This window comes from Erysipelatoclostridium sp. DFI.2.3 (assembly GCF_019132535.1).
Lineage (GTDB): Bacteria > Bacillota_I > Bacilli_A > Erysipelotrichales > Erysipelotrichaceae > Clostridium_AQ > Clostridium_AQ innocuum.
This window is the reverse complement of sequence record NZ_JAHOOJ010000002.1, coordinates 49,410-65,348: the sequence shown is the minus strand read 5'-3', so window position 1 is coordinate 65,348 and position 15,939 is coordinate 49,410. Positions and strand designations below refer to the sequence as shown.

The 15,939-nt window shown below is 40.6% G+C and carries 22 protein-coding genes; 21 read left to right on the top strand and 1 reads right to left on the bottom strand.

Annotated elements, in window-relative coordinates:
* Positions 1–249 precede the first annotated feature (249 nt).
* Positions 250–777, bottom strand: coding sequence for a helix-turn-helix domain-containing protein (locus KSZ58_RS02300; RefSeq protein WP_181952845.1), 528 nt, complete (start codon positions 775–777; stop codon positions 250–252).
* A gap of 152 nt (positions 778–929) precedes the next feature.
* Between KSZ58_RS02300 and KSZ58_RS02295 the strand changes: the two genes are divergently transcribed.
* The 21 genes from KSZ58_RS02295 (at position 930) to KSZ58_RS02195 (ending at position 15,937) form a co-directional block, all read left to right on the top strand.
* Positions 930–1,157, top strand: coding sequence for a helix-turn-helix domain-containing protein (locus tag KSZ58_RS02295; protein WP_142419747.1), 228 nt, complete (start codon positions 930–932; stop codon positions 1,155–1,157).
* Positions 1,147–2,067 carry a helix-turn-helix domain-containing protein gene (locus KSZ58_RS02290; RefSeq protein WP_142419748.1) on the top strand — a complete coding sequence of 307 codons (921 nt, stop codon included), beginning with the start codon at positions 1,147–1,149 and terminating at the stop codon, positions 2,065–2,067. Before KSZ58_RS02295 ends, KSZ58_RS02290 begins: the two co-directional genes overlap by 11 nt.
* Positions 2,068–2,152: 85 nt before the next feature.
* Positions 2,153–4,087, top strand: a complete 1,935-nt coding sequence (locus KSZ58_RS02285; protein ID WP_142419750.1) for a Mu transposase C-terminal domain-containing protein — start codon at positions 2,153–2,155, stop codon at positions 4,085–4,087.
* Entirely contained in the window at positions 4,080–5,033 is a 954-nt protein-coding gene (locus KSZ58_RS02280) for an AAA family ATPase (protein WP_217752600.1), read from the top strand. The genes KSZ58_RS02285 and KSZ58_RS02280 overlap by 8 nt, the downstream gene beginning before the upstream one ends.
* A 90-nt stretch (positions 5,034–5,123) precedes the next feature.
* The gene (locus tag KSZ58_RS02275) at positions 5,124–5,474 is read left to right on the top strand and encodes an addiction module toxin RelE (RefSeq protein ID WP_142419752.1); all 351 of its coding nucleotides are present in this window, start codon (positions 5,124–5,126) and stop codon (positions 5,472–5,474) included.
* A gap of 269 nt (positions 5,475–5,743) precedes the next feature.
* Positions 5,744–6,253, top strand: coding sequence for a 3D domain-containing protein (locus KSZ58_RS02270; protein ID WP_142419948.1), 510 nt, complete (start codon positions 5,744–5,746; stop codon positions 6,251–6,253).
* Positions 6,246–6,473, top strand: a complete 228-nt coding sequence (locus KSZ58_RS02265) for a hypothetical protein (RefSeq protein ID WP_142419947.1) — start codon at positions 6,246–6,248, stop codon at positions 6,471–6,473. Before KSZ58_RS02270 ends, KSZ58_RS02265 begins: the two co-directional genes overlap by 8 nt.
* A 55-nt stretch (positions 6,474–6,528) precedes the next feature.
* Complete coding sequence (locus KSZ58_RS02260) at positions 6,529–6,720, top strand: hypothetical protein (protein ID WP_142419946.1); 192 nt, start codon at positions 6,529–6,531, stop codon at positions 6,718–6,720.
* Positions 6,721–6,796: 76 nt separating this feature from the next.
* A complete protein-coding gene (locus tag KSZ58_RS02255) occupies positions 6,797–7,048 on the top strand; it encodes an AbrB/MazE/SpoVT family DNA-binding domain-containing protein (RefSeq protein ID WP_142419945.1) in 252 nt (83 codons plus the stop codon).
* Positions 7,035–7,676 (top strand): hypothetical protein, encoded by a 642-nt coding sequence (locus KSZ58_RS02250; RefSeq protein WP_142419944.1) that lies wholly within the window; start codon positions 7,035–7,037, stop codon positions 7,674–7,676. The genes KSZ58_RS02255 and KSZ58_RS02250 overlap by 14 nt, the downstream gene beginning before the upstream one ends.
* Positions 7,677–7,690: 14 nt before the next feature.
* On the top strand, positions 7,691–8,146 hold the full coding sequence (locus tag KSZ58_RS02245; protein ID WP_217752599.1) for a phage protein GemA/Gp16 family protein: 456 nt from the start codon (positions 7,691–7,693) through the stop codon (positions 8,144–8,146).
* Positions 8,146–8,469 carry a Mor transcription activator family protein gene (locus KSZ58_RS02240; protein WP_142419942.1) on the top strand — a complete coding sequence of 108 codons (324 nt, stop codon included), beginning with the start codon at positions 8,146–8,148 and terminating at the stop codon, positions 8,467–8,469. The genes KSZ58_RS02245 and KSZ58_RS02240 overlap by 1 nt, the downstream gene beginning before the upstream one ends.
* A 72-nt stretch (positions 8,470–8,541) precedes the next feature.
* Positions 8,542–8,949: a hypothetical protein gene (locus KSZ58_RS02235; protein ID WP_181818996.1), complete on the top strand. Its 408-nt coding sequence runs from the start codon at positions 8,542–8,544 to the stop codon at positions 8,947–8,949.
* Positions 8,950–8,951: 2 nt separating this feature from the next.
* Positions 8,952–9,284, top strand: a complete 333-nt coding sequence (locus KSZ58_RS02230; protein ID WP_142419940.1) for a type VI secretion protein — start codon at positions 8,952–8,954, stop codon at positions 9,282–9,284.
* A gap of 3 nt (positions 9,285–9,287) precedes the next feature.
* On the top strand, positions 9,288–9,824 hold the full coding sequence (locus tag KSZ58_RS02225; RefSeq protein WP_142419939.1) for a phage protein Gp27 family protein: 537 nt from the start codon (positions 9,288–9,290) through the stop codon (positions 9,822–9,824).
* Between the two features lie 10 nt (positions 9,825–9,834).
* Complete coding sequence (locus KSZ58_RS02220) at positions 9,835–10,266, top strand: DUF2829 domain-containing protein (RefSeq protein ID WP_181952847.1); 432 nt, start codon at positions 9,835–9,837, stop codon at positions 10,264–10,266.
* A 32-nt stretch (positions 10,267–10,298) separates the two neighbouring features.
* Positions 10,299–10,847 carry a transcription termination/antitermination NusG family protein gene (locus tag KSZ58_RS02215; protein WP_181952848.1) on the top strand — a complete coding sequence of 183 codons (549 nt, stop codon included), beginning with the start codon at positions 10,299–10,301 and terminating at the stop codon, positions 10,845–10,847.
* Between the two features lie 138 nt (positions 10,848–10,985).
* Positions 10,986–12,809 carry a phage terminase large subunit gene (gene terL, locus KSZ58_RS23345; protein WP_217752598.1) on the top strand — a complete coding sequence of 608 codons (1,824 nt, stop codon included), beginning with the start codon at positions 10,986–10,988 and terminating at the stop codon, positions 12,807–12,809.
* Between the two features lie 146 nt (positions 12,810–12,955).
* Positions 12,956–14,311, top strand: coding sequence for a phage portal protein (locus KSZ58_RS02205; RefSeq protein WP_142419936.1), 1,356 nt, complete (start codon positions 12,956–12,958; stop codon positions 14,309–14,311).
* Complete coding sequence (locus KSZ58_RS02200) at positions 14,298–15,302, top strand: minor capsid protein (RefSeq protein WP_142692041.1); 1,005 nt, start codon at positions 14,298–14,300, stop codon at positions 15,300–15,302. Before KSZ58_RS02205 ends, KSZ58_RS02200 begins: the two co-directional genes overlap by 14 nt.
* Positions 15,303–15,313: 11 nt before the next feature.
* A complete protein-coding gene (locus KSZ58_RS02195; protein WP_142419934.1) occupies positions 15,314–15,937 on the top strand; it encodes a DUF4355 domain-containing protein in 624 nt (207 codons plus the stop codon).
* The last annotated feature ends 2 nt before the right edge of the window (positions 15,938–15,939 follow it).

Here is a 15,939-nt window from a genome sequence, read left to right as displayed (position 1 = left end):
AAACCGTTTAAATAGCATTTAGAAAATATTTAAGAAAACGCAGAAAAGCCTTTATTTATCATGATTTAAACGGTTTTAGCATAGGGGTTTAGAATTTAAATATTCCATAACTGTCTATCAAGAAATAGACTGAGTTTTTCAATTTTAATCGTTCATTTAATCGTTCACGTAAAAAGTGCCCTGAAAATGGGCACTTTTTTGCTGTTTAAGGGTTTTAAGGTGAACGATTAAAAACAGACCTTTTTCCACCTATTTTTGAGTGCTTTTATATTCATCCAAGCGTGATAATTCATTGACCCGTTTACATACTTCTAGGAATCCATCTGAATTTAAAGAATTAAGTGATTCAGCCACTTTCATATAAAAGTGTGGATCCTCCAGATCATCGTTTTGTAAGACAGATTTAATTATAATATTCACCCAGGAATCAAGTAGAAAATTTGCAATTTGCTGCCTATCGTTATCTGATTTTAAGAGATCAGCTTGATAATGCTTCATTACTCTATTCACTTTTCCAAGGACTAAATTAAGAATTAAAGGATCGGTTTCGGTTTGGTTTATTTTGTTATCTGATTCTCCCCGAAGGTATTCACCAGAAACATTGAAATATTTTTCGAGCGCAACCATAGCTTTGGAATTTGGTTGCCTTTTTTTATTTTCATAGGCAATTATAGAAGACAGGCTTAACCCCGTATATGTAGCTAATTCTTTTTGTGTTATTCCATGCTTAGTCCGTAAAATTTTAATCATTTCAGAAATATCGTGAGTTTCATTCATAATCATATCCACCTTTTTTATTATATAGAAAGTATAACAGACCTTATACCTACGTACAACATAAAAACAATAAAATGTTTATTGACTTATGCGAAAGTATAATATATAATTGCATTGAAGTTATACGAACGTATAATATTGGAGGTGAAAATATGCTGATTCCGAAAATAGAAGAAATAAAAACACGTAGATTGTCTATAGGATTAAGTCAAAGACAATTATCTATCAAAGCTAATTTACCTGATAATGCTTTATGCAGAATAGAAAAGAATTGTTTTTCTTCAATTTATCCTATAAGGGCAAAAGCAATAGCTGAAGCATTACAATGTGACATTTATGATATTTTTGAAAGCACATCGGAGGTAACTCATGAAAAATAACATACAAGTTTTAAGGGAACGGATGAATTTAACACAACAAGCTTTATCTAAAAGTGTTGGTATACCATATCAGTCCATAGTAAATTACGAACTTGGAAGGAGAGAACCTAACTCAAAAGCTATGGCAATATTAGAAAAATTCTTCGGAGTATCTGGCGCTGTACTGAGAGGTGAGGAAGAAATCCCCAATGCAGAACCTAATTTACAAAACGATACATTAGCTAGAAATTTGCGGAGATTACGATTAAAAACAGGAATGACACAAAGGGATCTTGCAGAATGTACGGGACTATCTTATGCCGCTATTAGAAGTTATGAGGCTGGCGGAAGAGAGCCTGGATCAAGAGCAATGGCTATTTTAGAAGATTTCTTCCAAGTTTCTGGAAAATATCTTCGCGGAGAAACTGAAACAAGAACAACCTTTAATGGAAAGTTAGATAGTACGTTTGAACAGTCAGTTTATAAAACACTATCGAAAAGGATAAAATCTCTTAGGAAAAATAGTGGTTTAAATCAGAATGAATTTGCGCAATTATTGGCTGTTGATCAGACAGCTGTTAGCCAATGGGAAACAGGGAAAACTCTCCCAGGATTTAAACAATGTATAAAAATAGCGAAAATCTTAAATTGTAGTTTAGATAGCCTTGTAAATGAATCCACTGATATGAAGTGTTTATCTAAAGAAAGTGATAAGAGTGAAGAAAGACTATCTGATATCGAATTACAGCAAAATGCCTATATACGTTTTGACCGTAGTGAATTGGCTTTGCTCTATAACCTTGTACATAAAGAAATCATGTGTGCTGAAAGATTAGCTGATATATATGATCTGAGTGGTAAAGGGAATGAGGATGTAAAAGGCGAGCTGCTGAAATTGGCTGTAAAGATAATTGAAATGAAAGAATTGTAATTGATATATCGAAACCGCCATACTGGCGGTCTTGCAGGGATAGCCTACTGCAACTGATGAGATAGGCTGGATTGGGAGGTACACTATGACAATGCTTAATGCTAGAGAGATAGCCGAGTTAAAAGGCTGCTCTGAGGCAAGTGTCAAGCGGCTGATCAGGAATGGTCAGCTAAAAGCCAAGCGGACAATGAATGAAAAGAATCGACCGAAATATCTGGTTTTGCTGGAAGACTTGCCGACCGAGATACAGGAGCAATACTATATGAAGCATTGCGTGAAAAAAGAAATCACGATCGGTCAGCTTAAAAGGAATCTGGATGAGTATAGTGCTGATGAACGGGATGAGATAGCCTGCTGGATCAAAATACTGAGAGACTGGAGTGTTGCCAGAACACAGCAGTTATATCTGCCTAAAGGCGAATTTGATAAAAATTATGCTGCCAAGCTTACTCTTGAATATCCGGAAATGAAATTCTCTGCCCAGATACTACGGAGAAAATATAATGCTTATAAAAGTAACGACTATGACGGATTACTGGATAAGCGAGGGAAATCTAAGAAAGGCAATACCAAAATTGATGAAGAGGTATGGGAAGCATTTCTGAGTTTCTATTTAGATCAGCGCCTACCATCCGTAAGGAAGTGTTATGAATATACGGTGAAGTGGATCGAGCAGGAGCATCCGGAATTAGCTGATGACATTCCGACTTACTGCACATTCACAAGACACGTTAATCAGGACATTCCTCAGGGTACTATGGTGTTAGGACGCTATGGCGAAAAAGCATATGATGATCGCTGCGCACCATACATAAAGAGGGTTTACGATAACCTGCTGCCTAACGATGTATGGATTGCCGATAACCACACGTTCGATGTAATGCTACAAAACGAAGATGGTGAAACATTCAGACTTTACTTGACTGCATTTCTGGATGCCAGAACAGGAATATTCACCGGTATATATATCACTGATGCACCAAGCTCTCAGGCATCTATCCTTGCATTACGAAACGGCATCATGAAGTATGGTATTCCGAAAGAGGTTTATCTGGATAACGGGCGAGAGTTCCTGACCTTTGATTTTGGTGGGCTGGGGCATCGTAAAAAAAGGAAGGATCAGCGCTTCGATCCTCCACCGATCTTTGACAGGCTAGGCATTAAAATGACCAATGCGCTTGTGAGAAACGCAAAAGCAAAAATCATCGAGCGAAGATTTTTGGATATAAAGAACGGTCTATCGAAATTGTTTGAGAGTTACACAGGAGGCAGTGTTGCGGAGAAGCCGGAACAGCTGAAATTCATATTGAAGAAAGGCAAGGCTGTACTGGATGATACATTCAAGACACAGGTTAAGGAATTGATTGAAGGCTATTTCAACTATCAGATCTATAATGGACCGATTGCTGAAGACCGGGGCAAAACAAAGATACAGGCATATCATGAACACATGGCAGAAACAACGAAGCGTGTTGCATCTACGGAAGATCTGAACCTTATGCTGATGAGATCCACCAGATCACAGAAAGTCGGCAGAAGAGGTGTGCATCTGAGTTTGTACGGCGCAACGATCGACTTCTGGAATCATGAGTTCCTTCAGAACTGTTTCGGTAAAGAAGTATATCTCAGATATGATCCTGAAGATCTGAAAGAGGTCAGAGTGTATGACCTGAAAGACAGATACATCATGAGTGTTCCGACAGATAACGCAACGATACTTGAATATGGTGCCAACGTTGAGGACGTTAAGCGAGCAATGGCTGAAACCAGAAAAGGTAAGAAGCTGGAGAAGGAACGCATGAAAGCAATGATCAACAGTGAAATCAGTAATAAGACAGCGCTGGAGATTACCTTGACACAGGCAAAGCAGAATCTGGAGACAGAGTTGGAAGTGCCACAATACGATATCGAATTACAGCGTGCGAAGGAAGTACCACTATTCCATAAGGTTGAAGTCAGTAACATAGATCGCATGTTAAAGAATGCGGAAGAACATAAGGGAGGACATGACAATGTATAGCAGAGAATTACAGGCAAGATTAGAGAGATTTTTGAAGGAGAGCAACACCAGTCAAGCAAAGGCTGCCCCTCAGATTGGAATAAGTGCCACTGCATTATCTCAATACAGAAACAGTAATTATGCTGGCGGGAATATTCAAAATGTTGAGAAGAAAATCCTTGCATGGCTGAATCGACAAGAAGAGGCTATGCAGAGCAATGAACGCAAACAAGTGTACAAGCCGATTAGGAACGGATATGTACCGACATCAGTATCAGAAGATATCTACAAGCGCATCAGATACTGCCAGGTGGAGAAAGGCATGATCATCCTGCATGGTGATGCCGGAATCGGTAAGACAAAGGCTGCGGAAAAATACGCTTTAGACAATCCGGAAAGCACGGTATATATCCAGTGCGCACCAAGTACGGGGGGACTTGGTAACACGCTGAAGATCATTGCCAATGCGCTGGGGGTATCGGAATCCAGTAACCGATACATAACTAGCAATCATATCAAAAAGGCTCTTATAGACAGTGATAAGACGCTGATACTTGACGAGGCACAGCATCTTAAAATGATGGCGCTTGAAGAAATCCGTACTATCAGTGATCCTGATGACCTGCTGGGAGTACCTGGATGCAGTATTGTGTTGATTGGTAACACAGAGATTTACAATAAGATGCTTGGACGCAAGAGTGCATCCTTTGCACAGCTGTTCAGCCGTATCAAGATGCACAAAGCATATCAGACAAGCAATATTAAAATGTCTGATATTGAAATGACATTTGAATACTTGCAAGAACATCACATGAAAAAGGAAATCGAATTTTTATACACGATCACTAAGTCAAAGTGGGGGCTGCGTGGTGCTGTGAATGTCTATAACAATGCAGTCAATAACGATGATGTCAGCTTCCGTGGATTGTATGGGATGGCTACTGAAATGGGAATCGGTGTCTTATGATCAGTAAGCTTGATGTAGTCTTGCTGGTAATCAATGTAGTGTACTTGCTGATCAATCTATACATCATGATTAGAAGATGGGAGGATGAATATGACCAAGAAAGAGCGGAAAGATCTAGCAAAGGCTAAAAAGAGGTTGCAGGCAGAGGGCGTGCTGCCACCGAACAAGCCCAGACTTAATCGTAAGAAGTTTGCAAAAGAAGTAAATAAAGAATGGGAGGAATTAGAAATCGGGGGTATTACAGATATTAGCTTGATTTTAAATGTCTTAGCTATGATGACAAGATCAGGCGAGTATGGAGGAATCACAAGTGAGGATATAGGTATACTGAAGCTAAAAAAATGTGTTATTGAAATCAAGAAGGCATTGCAAGTAGAACAAAGAAGTTGTTTCACGGTCAGCGAATTATACAAGATATGTGATGAAGTATGGAAACTGTAGGAGGATGTCATGAAGTGTAGGAATTGTAAATATGAGAAGTATTGTCAAAACTGGTGTTTCGGCTTTAATTACGAAGCATCTATATTCAAACTGAAGAAAAACAAATTAAAGGATAGCATCATTAAACTATTACATTTATGAGGTGGTGGAACGCCACCCCACTAATGCAGCCGAGGATGGTCGCAAGCCCATGAAAATGCAGAGCGGTGGAAATGTTAAACTAATCGCGATTTGTACGACATTTAAATTAAATTTAAATGGAGGAAGCTATGAAAAAGAAATGGATAACAACTCTAGCCATTATTGATACTGTGTGCTTACTGATCATAGGTGTCATAGAATCAAATAAAACAGAGTTATATGCTACAGCTGAAGAACAGCAACAGACAATCAAGAATCTGAAAACAGAAATCGCTAAGCTCAATTTTGAAATTGAAGAGCGAAAACTGGAAATCCAGCAGGAGCTGCAAACAGAACAGGAGAAACCTCAGGAACGGTGGGTGTCCATTGGAGACTTTAAAATCACCTATTATGGATTAGATATTACCACTACTACCGCGACAGGTAAAACGCCGGAAGTCGGTAAAACCATCGGTGTGGATCCGGAAGTGATACCATATGGATCCACTGTAAAGATTGATGGTGAAGTGTATGAGGCACAGGATACCGGAGCGTATAAAGGTAATCTCATTGATATCTTATGTGAGAGCGAGGCGGTGTCTGCAAAGTTGGGAACACACACCAGTGAAGTGTATATACTGGAGGTGCCACATGACTAAGCAGGAAATCATGAAAGTGATTGCAGCTGATAGAACTTTGAAGCAAGCATACAATACAGAGCCTCTCTTTACTGAACAGATTGATTACCTTGGTGCCAGAGAGCCGATCAGTGCAACAGATCTACTTAAATGTATCAAGCATATGTGCAAACAGTTAGACAGGGCACAGCAAACGATATACGTGCTGTCAGCGAGTGTGCCAATGGAGGGATATGAATAATTACCAGAATTTGGAAAGAAATTAAAACTACAAAAGGTGAATAAAGGAGATAATTATGGTAGATCAAAACGCAAAGTCAAGATGGTTTGTAGTAAAGAACAGCGATATATTTACGGATGGTTGTCGTGTAGAAACAAGCGAGCCTGTAACTGCTAAAGAGATGAAAGAAATCTTTTGTGATATGGGAACTGCAACAGTGTTTGAACCAATCAGCGAGCAAGAGTATAAGGATATGAGCGAGGAATGACCTTGCTTGCCCTAATGCAGCCGATGCAGGTCACAAGCCCTGGAAATGCAGAGTGAGGTAAGAAAGGAGAACAGGAATGTTATTACAGAAGAAAGTCACAAAAGCCGGGAGTGTCACAATACCGACACTGATCCGTGAACAGCTGAATATACCAAAGGGTGCAGCTGTGGAGCTGGAAACAAAGAATGAGGAGCTGATCATCCGCAAGCACATACCGACTTGTGTATGCTGCGGTACTGCTGATCATGTTGTAACTTATGCAGGTCTGGAGATCTGTCAGGATTGTCTGAAGAAAGCAAAGGAGGCTAGTGATAATGGAAATAGCTGAGCTGAAGCAGAACGTTGACCGTTTGGCAGCATTGACCATCCAGCAGGAGAAAGTCAAGGCAGAAATAGATCAGCTGAAAGCAGGCTTTGAGAAACAGGCTGAAGCTGATCTAAAGGACAGCAAGGAAAAAACAATCGAATACTGGGGAGAGGGAAATGCGAAGGTCGTTGTACAAAACTCTGAAACAGTGAAGCCGATTGCAATGAGTGTGTTGAGAAATCTGCTTGGTACTGCATATAGTGATTTTGTCAAAGAAGAATCCAAGGCAACACTGAATGCTGAATGTAAGTCATTTTTGACCGCTATGGTGCAAGGCAAGTATATAGAGGATGATCTAACAGCTGTAATCGGTAAGATCACAAGCGATGCAAAGGAGCAGCAGCTCCTCCTCAAAAAACTGAAGGGCAAGTACAGATCAGACAAAAAGACAATCATGAAGGTGACCGGGTTGGATCCGGAAAGCGCAAATGATTATGCATACCTTGTGGAAGAGGTCTATGCGTATAAGACGATCAAGCAGATACTGGAAGCTGCCAAGTTTGCCGGAACGTTTGAAGATGCTGTGGAGAAAGTAAAGGCATCCGTGATTGTGGACGAAGGAATCAAGGTAACGGTAGAAAAAGAGTAAAGGAGGAACCGGGGATGAAAGCTAAAGCTATTGAATCATGGCAAAAAAGAAAAATCTATGCAATCGCAAATGCGCTGGGATATACGGCAAAAACTGAGGAAACAGACATCCTGCACCTTATCATGGAAGACATGACTGGAAAACAATCAGTGACAAAGCTGACATATGATGATGCAAACAAGCTTATAGATTATCTGGTACGACAGCAGACATCCCTGGATAAATCCGATAATGTAAGTAAGGGACAGCAGAAAAAAATCTGGGCGCTCATGTATGAGCTGAAGGACTGTGATCTGGCTGTCAACCCTGCCCCTATCGGTGAGCGACTTGCGGGTATCATCACAAGGCAATTCGGTGTCCGATCCACACCGAGAAGGCTCTTCACTTATCTTGACTATGTGGATGGAGAAAAGTTGATCGAAATATTAAAGCATTACATCGACAACGTTGAAAGGAAGAGGATGAGCTAATGGATGATGCACTTGAAGCTATTACTATGGAAGATCTTTATGATGATCAAAGGGAGTTGGCTGAAGTAATTGGATTACAGTCTTTCAAAGAACTGATATACACTTACGGAGGTAGTCAAATATATATCCCAAAGATGGATCAACTTAAAAAAGTAAAGAGAAATCAAAGTATCTGTGCAGAATTTAACGGATATAATTTTAAAGAGCTGGCATATAAATATAACTTGACCGTGAGCAGCATTCGGGATATAGTTAAGGATATAGCGAAGGAGAAAAGAAGATCTCCATGCGATGGACAGCTCAGCATATCAGATTTCCTATAACAGTTCAGTAAAACAGTAAAGCTCTTGACTCAAGGGCTTTATTTTTTTTTGTCTTTTAAAGCTGATATGATTATGCCAACAACGAGGGATGGAGGTCTTAAAGTGTTGGACAAAATCGTGACGCTGGTCATTAGTTCTATTTCAGGTATTATTAGCTATTTCCTGAAAAGTACAATGAATCGTACAGCAAAAATTGAGGAATCTTTAAGTGACATTAAAGAAAACTACGTATCAAAAAAAGAATATGAGAGAGATCAGGAGAAGCAGGATGAAGAAATAATGAAAATTCGTGAGAACTATACACCGATCTCCAAACACGAAAAAGATTATGATGAAGTGAGAAAGGATATAAAAGAAATGAAAGACGCTATGCTGCGTAAGGATGACTTCATCAGAGAAATCAGCAAACTTGATCAGAGGTTTGAAACCAACCAGGAAAAAACCAATGAGTTAATAATGAGATATTTAGGAGGTAGATAGTAATGCAGAATGTTATTGATCAGATGGAAGTGCAGGAATTTAAAAAAAGGAATTGGAAGATTCTTGGCATTATCAACATCCTAAGCCCTTCCTATCATAAGCTGGATTCCATTTATGATGTTTTGAAAAATGATGACAGAGGTACATATAAAGACTATATCTATTCTGTGAACTTTCTGGTACAGGAAAAATATATCAATATACGTAACTCCGCATCACACAAATATGAAGATTTGGCAGATTGTGACGATTATTCAGAATTAGAAGCTAATCTCTCTAGCAAAGGCACTCGCCTTTTGAAAGGTAATATCATTGATGATATGGTAACGGGCTAGCTTATGGCAAACAGGAAGCACAGCAAGATTGATGGACTTGATCCTAAGCTGAAGGACACAGTTGAAACGATGCTTCTGAGTGGCAGCACATACCGGGAGGTGGTCGAGTATCTGGCAGCAAATGATGTGCCGATTTCCGCTGCTGCTGTTTGCCGGCACGCACAGAACTTAAACGCAAGTGTAAAGGAACTGAACATCGCTCAGGAGAATTTCCGTAAAATGATGGAAGAAATGGAAAAGTATCCGGATCTGGATACGACCGAAGCAATCATCCGATTGACCTCCAGCAACCTGTTCCAGCGTATTGCAAACACAGAAGAGGCAGATTGGGAGCGTGTAAAGCTGGATAAAGTCTTAAAGGAATCAACCTCACTCATTAGAGCTGCTGCATACAAGAAGCAGATTGACATAAAAAATCAGGAAGTCCTGGATAGTGCGGTTGATGAAATGAAGAGTGATATCTTTGCGGCGATGGCAAAGGAAAATCCAGAGTTGTATGCAGCTGTTGCAAAGTATCTGAATCAAAAGAAACAAGGATAGGAGGATGTATATGTTTGATATTGAGAAAATGAGGATCGTCCCTATGACATTGGGAAAGTATTTTGAATCAAGAGGTTGGTCAGTACCTTATGATCTTCCAAAGACTACGAAAGGATATAAGATTGAAAGTGAAACTGGACTGTCTTCTTGGATGTCCTATGAGGAATTTAGGGATAAGTATAAGGAATACATGGGGTTGAGCTTCTCCGGCGCTCTGGAGCTGTTAAAACAAGGGTGTGCAGTTGCCCGGGAAGGCTGGAACGGTAAAGGTATCTTCATCGTTTTGCAAAAGCCGGACGCTAACAGTAAAATGACACATCCATATATCTACATAGATACGACGGGGCTTGTTACAGATAGTGACCTTGCTCCGAAAGATCGTGTGCCGTGGGTTGCATCACAAACAGATCTGCTTGCTGAGGATTGGGTAATCATATTATAAGACGCAGACGAAAAGGAAGGATGGTGCAGCATATGAAATGGTATGTACTGTATGTAATGACTGGGAAAGAGTTAGAGATTGCGGCAACCCTGAACAAGCTGCACCTCCATGCTCTTGTGCCTACAATGACTAAAATCATTAGGTCAGGCGGAACATGGAACGAGAAAGAAGCAGTGATATTTGAATCGTATGTGTTCCTGGAGTGCGATTTTTGCGCTAAGACTTGGTATAAGGTCGCAAACATCCCCGGTGTGATCCGGTGGCTGGGAGACAAGAAGGAACCATCTACACTTACCTATCTGGAAGCTGAGTGGATCCGGTTGCTTGGGAATGAAGGGAAAGCAATCGCACCAGCAGAAATCAGCGTGAAGGATGGTAAGTATGAAATAGCATCCGGAGTACTAAAAATGTTTAAGCATCATATTACAACTTTTAAAAAAAGACAGAAGACAGTTACAGTGTCCATACCGATCTGTGGAGAGGCAAAGGAAATCACACTGTATGCAAATTACAATGAAAATGAAACTGGTGAAACAGGTGTGGTTGATTCGTCCCCTCCTAATGCAGCAGCGGATACATAAAAACAGCTAGGTGTGTGTGCCACCAAGGTGGCGAAGCATATCATCAGGAGGTTCATACTTTAGATTACACTCAGATACCGTTTAAATCTTACAGAAAGCCATTTAAATTTGATTTAAGAAAAAAATCCGAGTGTAAGTGTGCCTAAAACAAAACAACGCTTAGAAAGCCTTAAAATGGCTTTTTTTATTGGGAAGAAGGTGTGGTATTTGAAAAGAAGGAAAAAGGATAGCCTGGCATCGCTTAAGGATGCCATACAGGAAACAGAACGGCAACGATTTGACAGTGAAGAGGATCGTGACAGTAAGGAGGCATTTAAACATTTAAATGCTCTTTTACAAGACTTTCTGTATTTAAACGATGAACCTGAACGGTTGTGTTTAAGAACTGAATATGAACAAGGCTGCTCACTTACTGGTGACAACGGTATCCGGAAGAGGCTTGCTGCTATTGATTTGGAGTTTTTCGGGCGAGCATACTTCCCTCATTACTTTGTGAGATCTTCCCCTGAGTTTCACCGGGATTTGGATAAGATCTGGACGGATGGGGTATTGAAAAGAAAGAATCCGCTAAAGGAAAAGCGAAAGATCTCCCGCATGGATGGATCCAGAAGAGTGGTGGCAGCTCCCCGTGGTCATGCAAAGTCTACAACGCTGACATTCAAGGGTACTCTTCATTCTGTGTTATACGAGTATAAACATTATCCTATCATCCTATCTGATTCATCAGATCAGGCTGAAGGATTCTTGGATTCTATTCGTTCCGAACTGGAAGAAAATGAAATGATTATTGAGGATTTTGGTCATTTAGAGGGCAGAGTTTGGAAAAGTAATGTCTTGCTAACGAAAACGAATATCAAAATAGAAGCCATTGGATCAGGTAAAAAAATCCGTGGTCGTAAGCATAAAAACTGGCGTCCGGATCTCATAGTTTTAGATGATATCGAAAACGACGAAAATGTGCGAACCATCGAACAGCGTAACAAACTATCAAACTGGTTTAAAAAAGCAGTATCCAGAGCTGGAGACAGCTACACAGATATTATCTACATTGGTACACTGCTGCATTACGATAGCTTACTGGCAAATACGTTAAAGAATCCAAGCTACAAGGCAATCAAATACAAAGCTGTGCTGTCCTGGTCATCCTCATCGCTATGGGATGAGTGGGAAAAGAGATACACGGATCTGGATAACGAAAACCATGAAGCAGATGCTCTTGCTTTTTATAAAGCCCATGAGGCAGAAATGCTTGAGGGCACAGAAGTGCTATGGAAGGAGAAAAACAGCTATTATGATCTGATGGTCATTAAGATCACAGATGGTGATGCATCGTTTAATAGCGAGCTACAAAATGAGCCTATCAATCCTGATGACTGTTTGTTTAACGAAGAGTGGTTTGATTACTACAATGAGCATGAGCTTGACTTCAGTTCTAAAGACTTTGATTTTTGCGGTGCTGTGGATCCATCTCTGGGTAAAAGTAAAAAATCTGACTACTCAGCGATTATCACTATAGCTAAACACCGTAAGACGGGCTATATGTATGTGATTGATGCGGACATAGAGCGCCGACATCCGGACAGGATCATAAAGGACATATTAGAAAAAGAAATATGGTTAAGGAAGACATTCGGAAAAGGTTACCTGAAATTTGGATGTGAAACAGTACAGTTTCAATGGTTTTTGAAAGAGGAAATTGCGAAAGCTTCCGCTGCTGCGGGGTTGCATCTTCCAATCGAAGAAATCCAGTCAACCGGGGATAAAACACTGCGTGTTGAGAGTATGCAGCCCGATATAAAAAATAAGTATATTAAGTTTAATCAGAGACACAAGCTGCTGCTGGAGCAGCTAAAACAGTTTCCAATGGGGAGCCATGATGATGGGCCGGATGCTCTGGAAATGGCGAGAACGATTGCCAAAAAGAAAGCGAAACGCTTTCGTACCATGGGAATTAGGTTTTAATTTATGGATACAGTCAAATGCTTGAAACTGCTAGCAATGAGCTATTGTATAGTTGCAGCCGAAGTGTGGAAGAGACATCCAATGATAGCGGTTATATTGGGGTTGCTTTATATACATGAATTAGATAAGAAGTAAGGAGGGATGTTATGCCAGTAATCTATATGGAACAAGAGGATGTAAGATCCTTCACTGAAGGAGACATAAGAAAGCTGATCGAGTTGAGCAATCAAAGTATCGGGCGCTATGAAAATCTGGAGAACTATTATGCTGGGAAACATAAAATCCTGGAACATTTTAAAAGTGATCCAAACGTACCGAACAATAAGCTGATCAACAATATGCCCAAGTATATCACAGATACAGCTACAGGATACTTCATGGGGAAGCCTGTCACCTATTCGGCAAAGGATGAATCCTACATGGAGAGCTTGCAACAGATATTTGATTACAATGACGAACAAGACGAAAACAGTGAGTTGGAAAAGAAATGCTCTATCAACGGACATTGTTACGAAATGCTTTATGTTGATATGCAGGGATGGATCCGCTTCTCACTGGTTACACCGGATTCGGCTTTGTTTATCTACGAGGCTTGTTCTGACCATCTGCTTGCTGTCGTCCGTTATATGAAGTCTTACAACGTGCTGACGAACAAAACAACTTATTATGCGGAGTTTTGGACTGACACATTCTGTATGTACTTTCGCAGCGTCAACAGCTATAACTTTGAGCTTATGGATATACGGGATCATTACTGGTCGGATGTTCCTTTTGTCGAGTTTTTAAACAATCAGGAACGCATTGGAGACTTTGAGGGCATTATCACGCTGGTGGATGCATATAACCTAGCGCAAAGTAATACCGCAAACTTTTTTGAGTACAATGATCAAGCTATCTTGACAATCACTAACATGGGCGATGTGACCACGGATGATGTCAAAGACATGAAGGAAAAAGGCACAGTAATTCTGGAAGATCAAGGCTCTATGGGATGGTTGACTAAAGAAGTTAATGACGCTGCACTTGAAAATTACAAGAAACGACTACGCGAAGATATGCACTTTTGGTCATCTGTGCCTAATATGACGGATGAATCTCTAGGCTCTCAGCTGTCAGGGGTTGCTATATCATACAAAATGTGGAATTTTGAGCAGCTGGTTGTCACTAAGGAGCGTAAGTTTAAAAAGGCTTTACAGAGACGGATCGAGCTGATCACAAATATGCTCAACTTCCTGGGGGCTTCTTACGATTATAAATCTGTAAACATGACCTTCCGCCGGAACATGCCTCAAAACGTTTCAGAGATAGCTTCTATGATCTCTATGCTGCGTGGATTTCTTTCTGATAAAACGCTCATGCAGCTTGTGCCAAACGTTGAGGATCCACAAGAAGAACTAGCCCGCCGAGAAGCTGAAGAACAGGATGCTATGAAGAAATATGGTGCAGGAGATTATGGAAACCTGAAGGAAGATCCTGTACTGGAGTCGGATGATGGATCCTAAAAAAGCGCTAGCGGAAAGTGAGAAGATTACTGATGAAGCATGGAAAGAAATCTATCGGGCTTATGAAAATGCAAGGATGCAGCTCCAGAATGAGATTGATGCTCTTGTCGCAAGGTTTGGTGTTGATAACCAGCTAAGCAATGAAGAGGTCAATCAGATCCTGCATGGCAAAGAGTACACGAAATGGCGTATGTCATTGCGTGAGTACCTGAATCAGATCAGGGATGCGCCGGAAGATTCTAGCTTGCTATTGGAGCTAAATGCTTTATCCGCAAAATCACGTATTAGCTTGAAAGAACAGCTACTGGCAGATATAGACAGAGCAATGACAGACATTGCTCTGGAGCAGTGTGATATTACAAAAAAAGCGATCAGCAAGGTGTATGAAACTACATACTACAGGACGGCATATGATGTGCAGCGAGGTACTGGATTCGCTTTTAACTTGGCGAAACTGGATCATGGTGCCATCGAAAAGGTCATTACATACCCGTGGTCAACAAAAGTGTTTTCTAGGGCTATCTGGGATAACCTGGACAAAATGACCGCTACACTCAAAAAAACGCTTGCAGAGGGCTTTGCGAAAGGCGCTGGTGTGCAACGAATGGCTAAGGTGTTAAATGATGAATTTAAGTCAGGTAGGTATGCCGCTGAACGTGTGATTCGTACGGAATCAAAACATTTTCATATGCAAAGTCAGTTAGACAGCTTTCGGGAACTTGGATACGAAGAATACATTTTTCACATGAATGGAACGTGTTCCAGGACAAGGAAAGGCGTTAAAATCTGTGACTGTGAAACAGCTGTTAAAGGCAGTCCTTACCGCATAGAGGATGCAGAACCAGGCATCAATCTGCCTCCAATCCATCCAAATTGTAAATGTTATATCACAGCAAAGCGAAAAATAAATATGTTTGAAAAAAGAGAAGGTATCACACCACTACATGAAAATGTGAAATTTCAACAGTGGAAGAATACATATGTAAAATAGGAGGAAAACAAATGGAAACTGAAGTTATTGAAGAAGTAAAAACAGAACCGACAGCAACAGAGCCACAGGAACCGGAAACAAAAGGCTTTATGCAGGTAATGAAGGAATTTTTCACAGGAGTGAAAGACAAGACGGAACCTGATGAAAAGGATCCTGAAGCGAAAGAAACGGAACCAGCGAAGACGGAGCCTAAAGCACCTGAGCTGAATGTTGAGGAAATGCTGAAGAAAGAACGTGAAAAGTGGGAGGCTGAAAAAGCGGAGGAGGAACGCTTGAAAAAGCTGTCTCCGGAAGAACGTGCGAAAGAGCAGCAAAACAGCTTACAGAAAGAGCTGGAAAACATGAAAGCCGAGTTAAAGGCAAATAAGTTTAAGGATACAGCAATCACCACGCTTACCGGAAAAGGCTATCCGGCATCCCTTGCTGATATTCTGCCATATGGTACATACAAAGAAGCAGCAGACATGGAAAAAGGGCTTGATACACTGACAACGGTGTTTGAAACTGCCCTGAAAGAGGTGCTGCTGTCAAAGGTGAAGCAGGAAACACCAAGAGGGCTGAATGGCAGCAATACCGTTACAGGGGACAGTGTTTTAAAGCAGATTGACAATGCAGTTAAAAAAGGAGGATTTTAAAC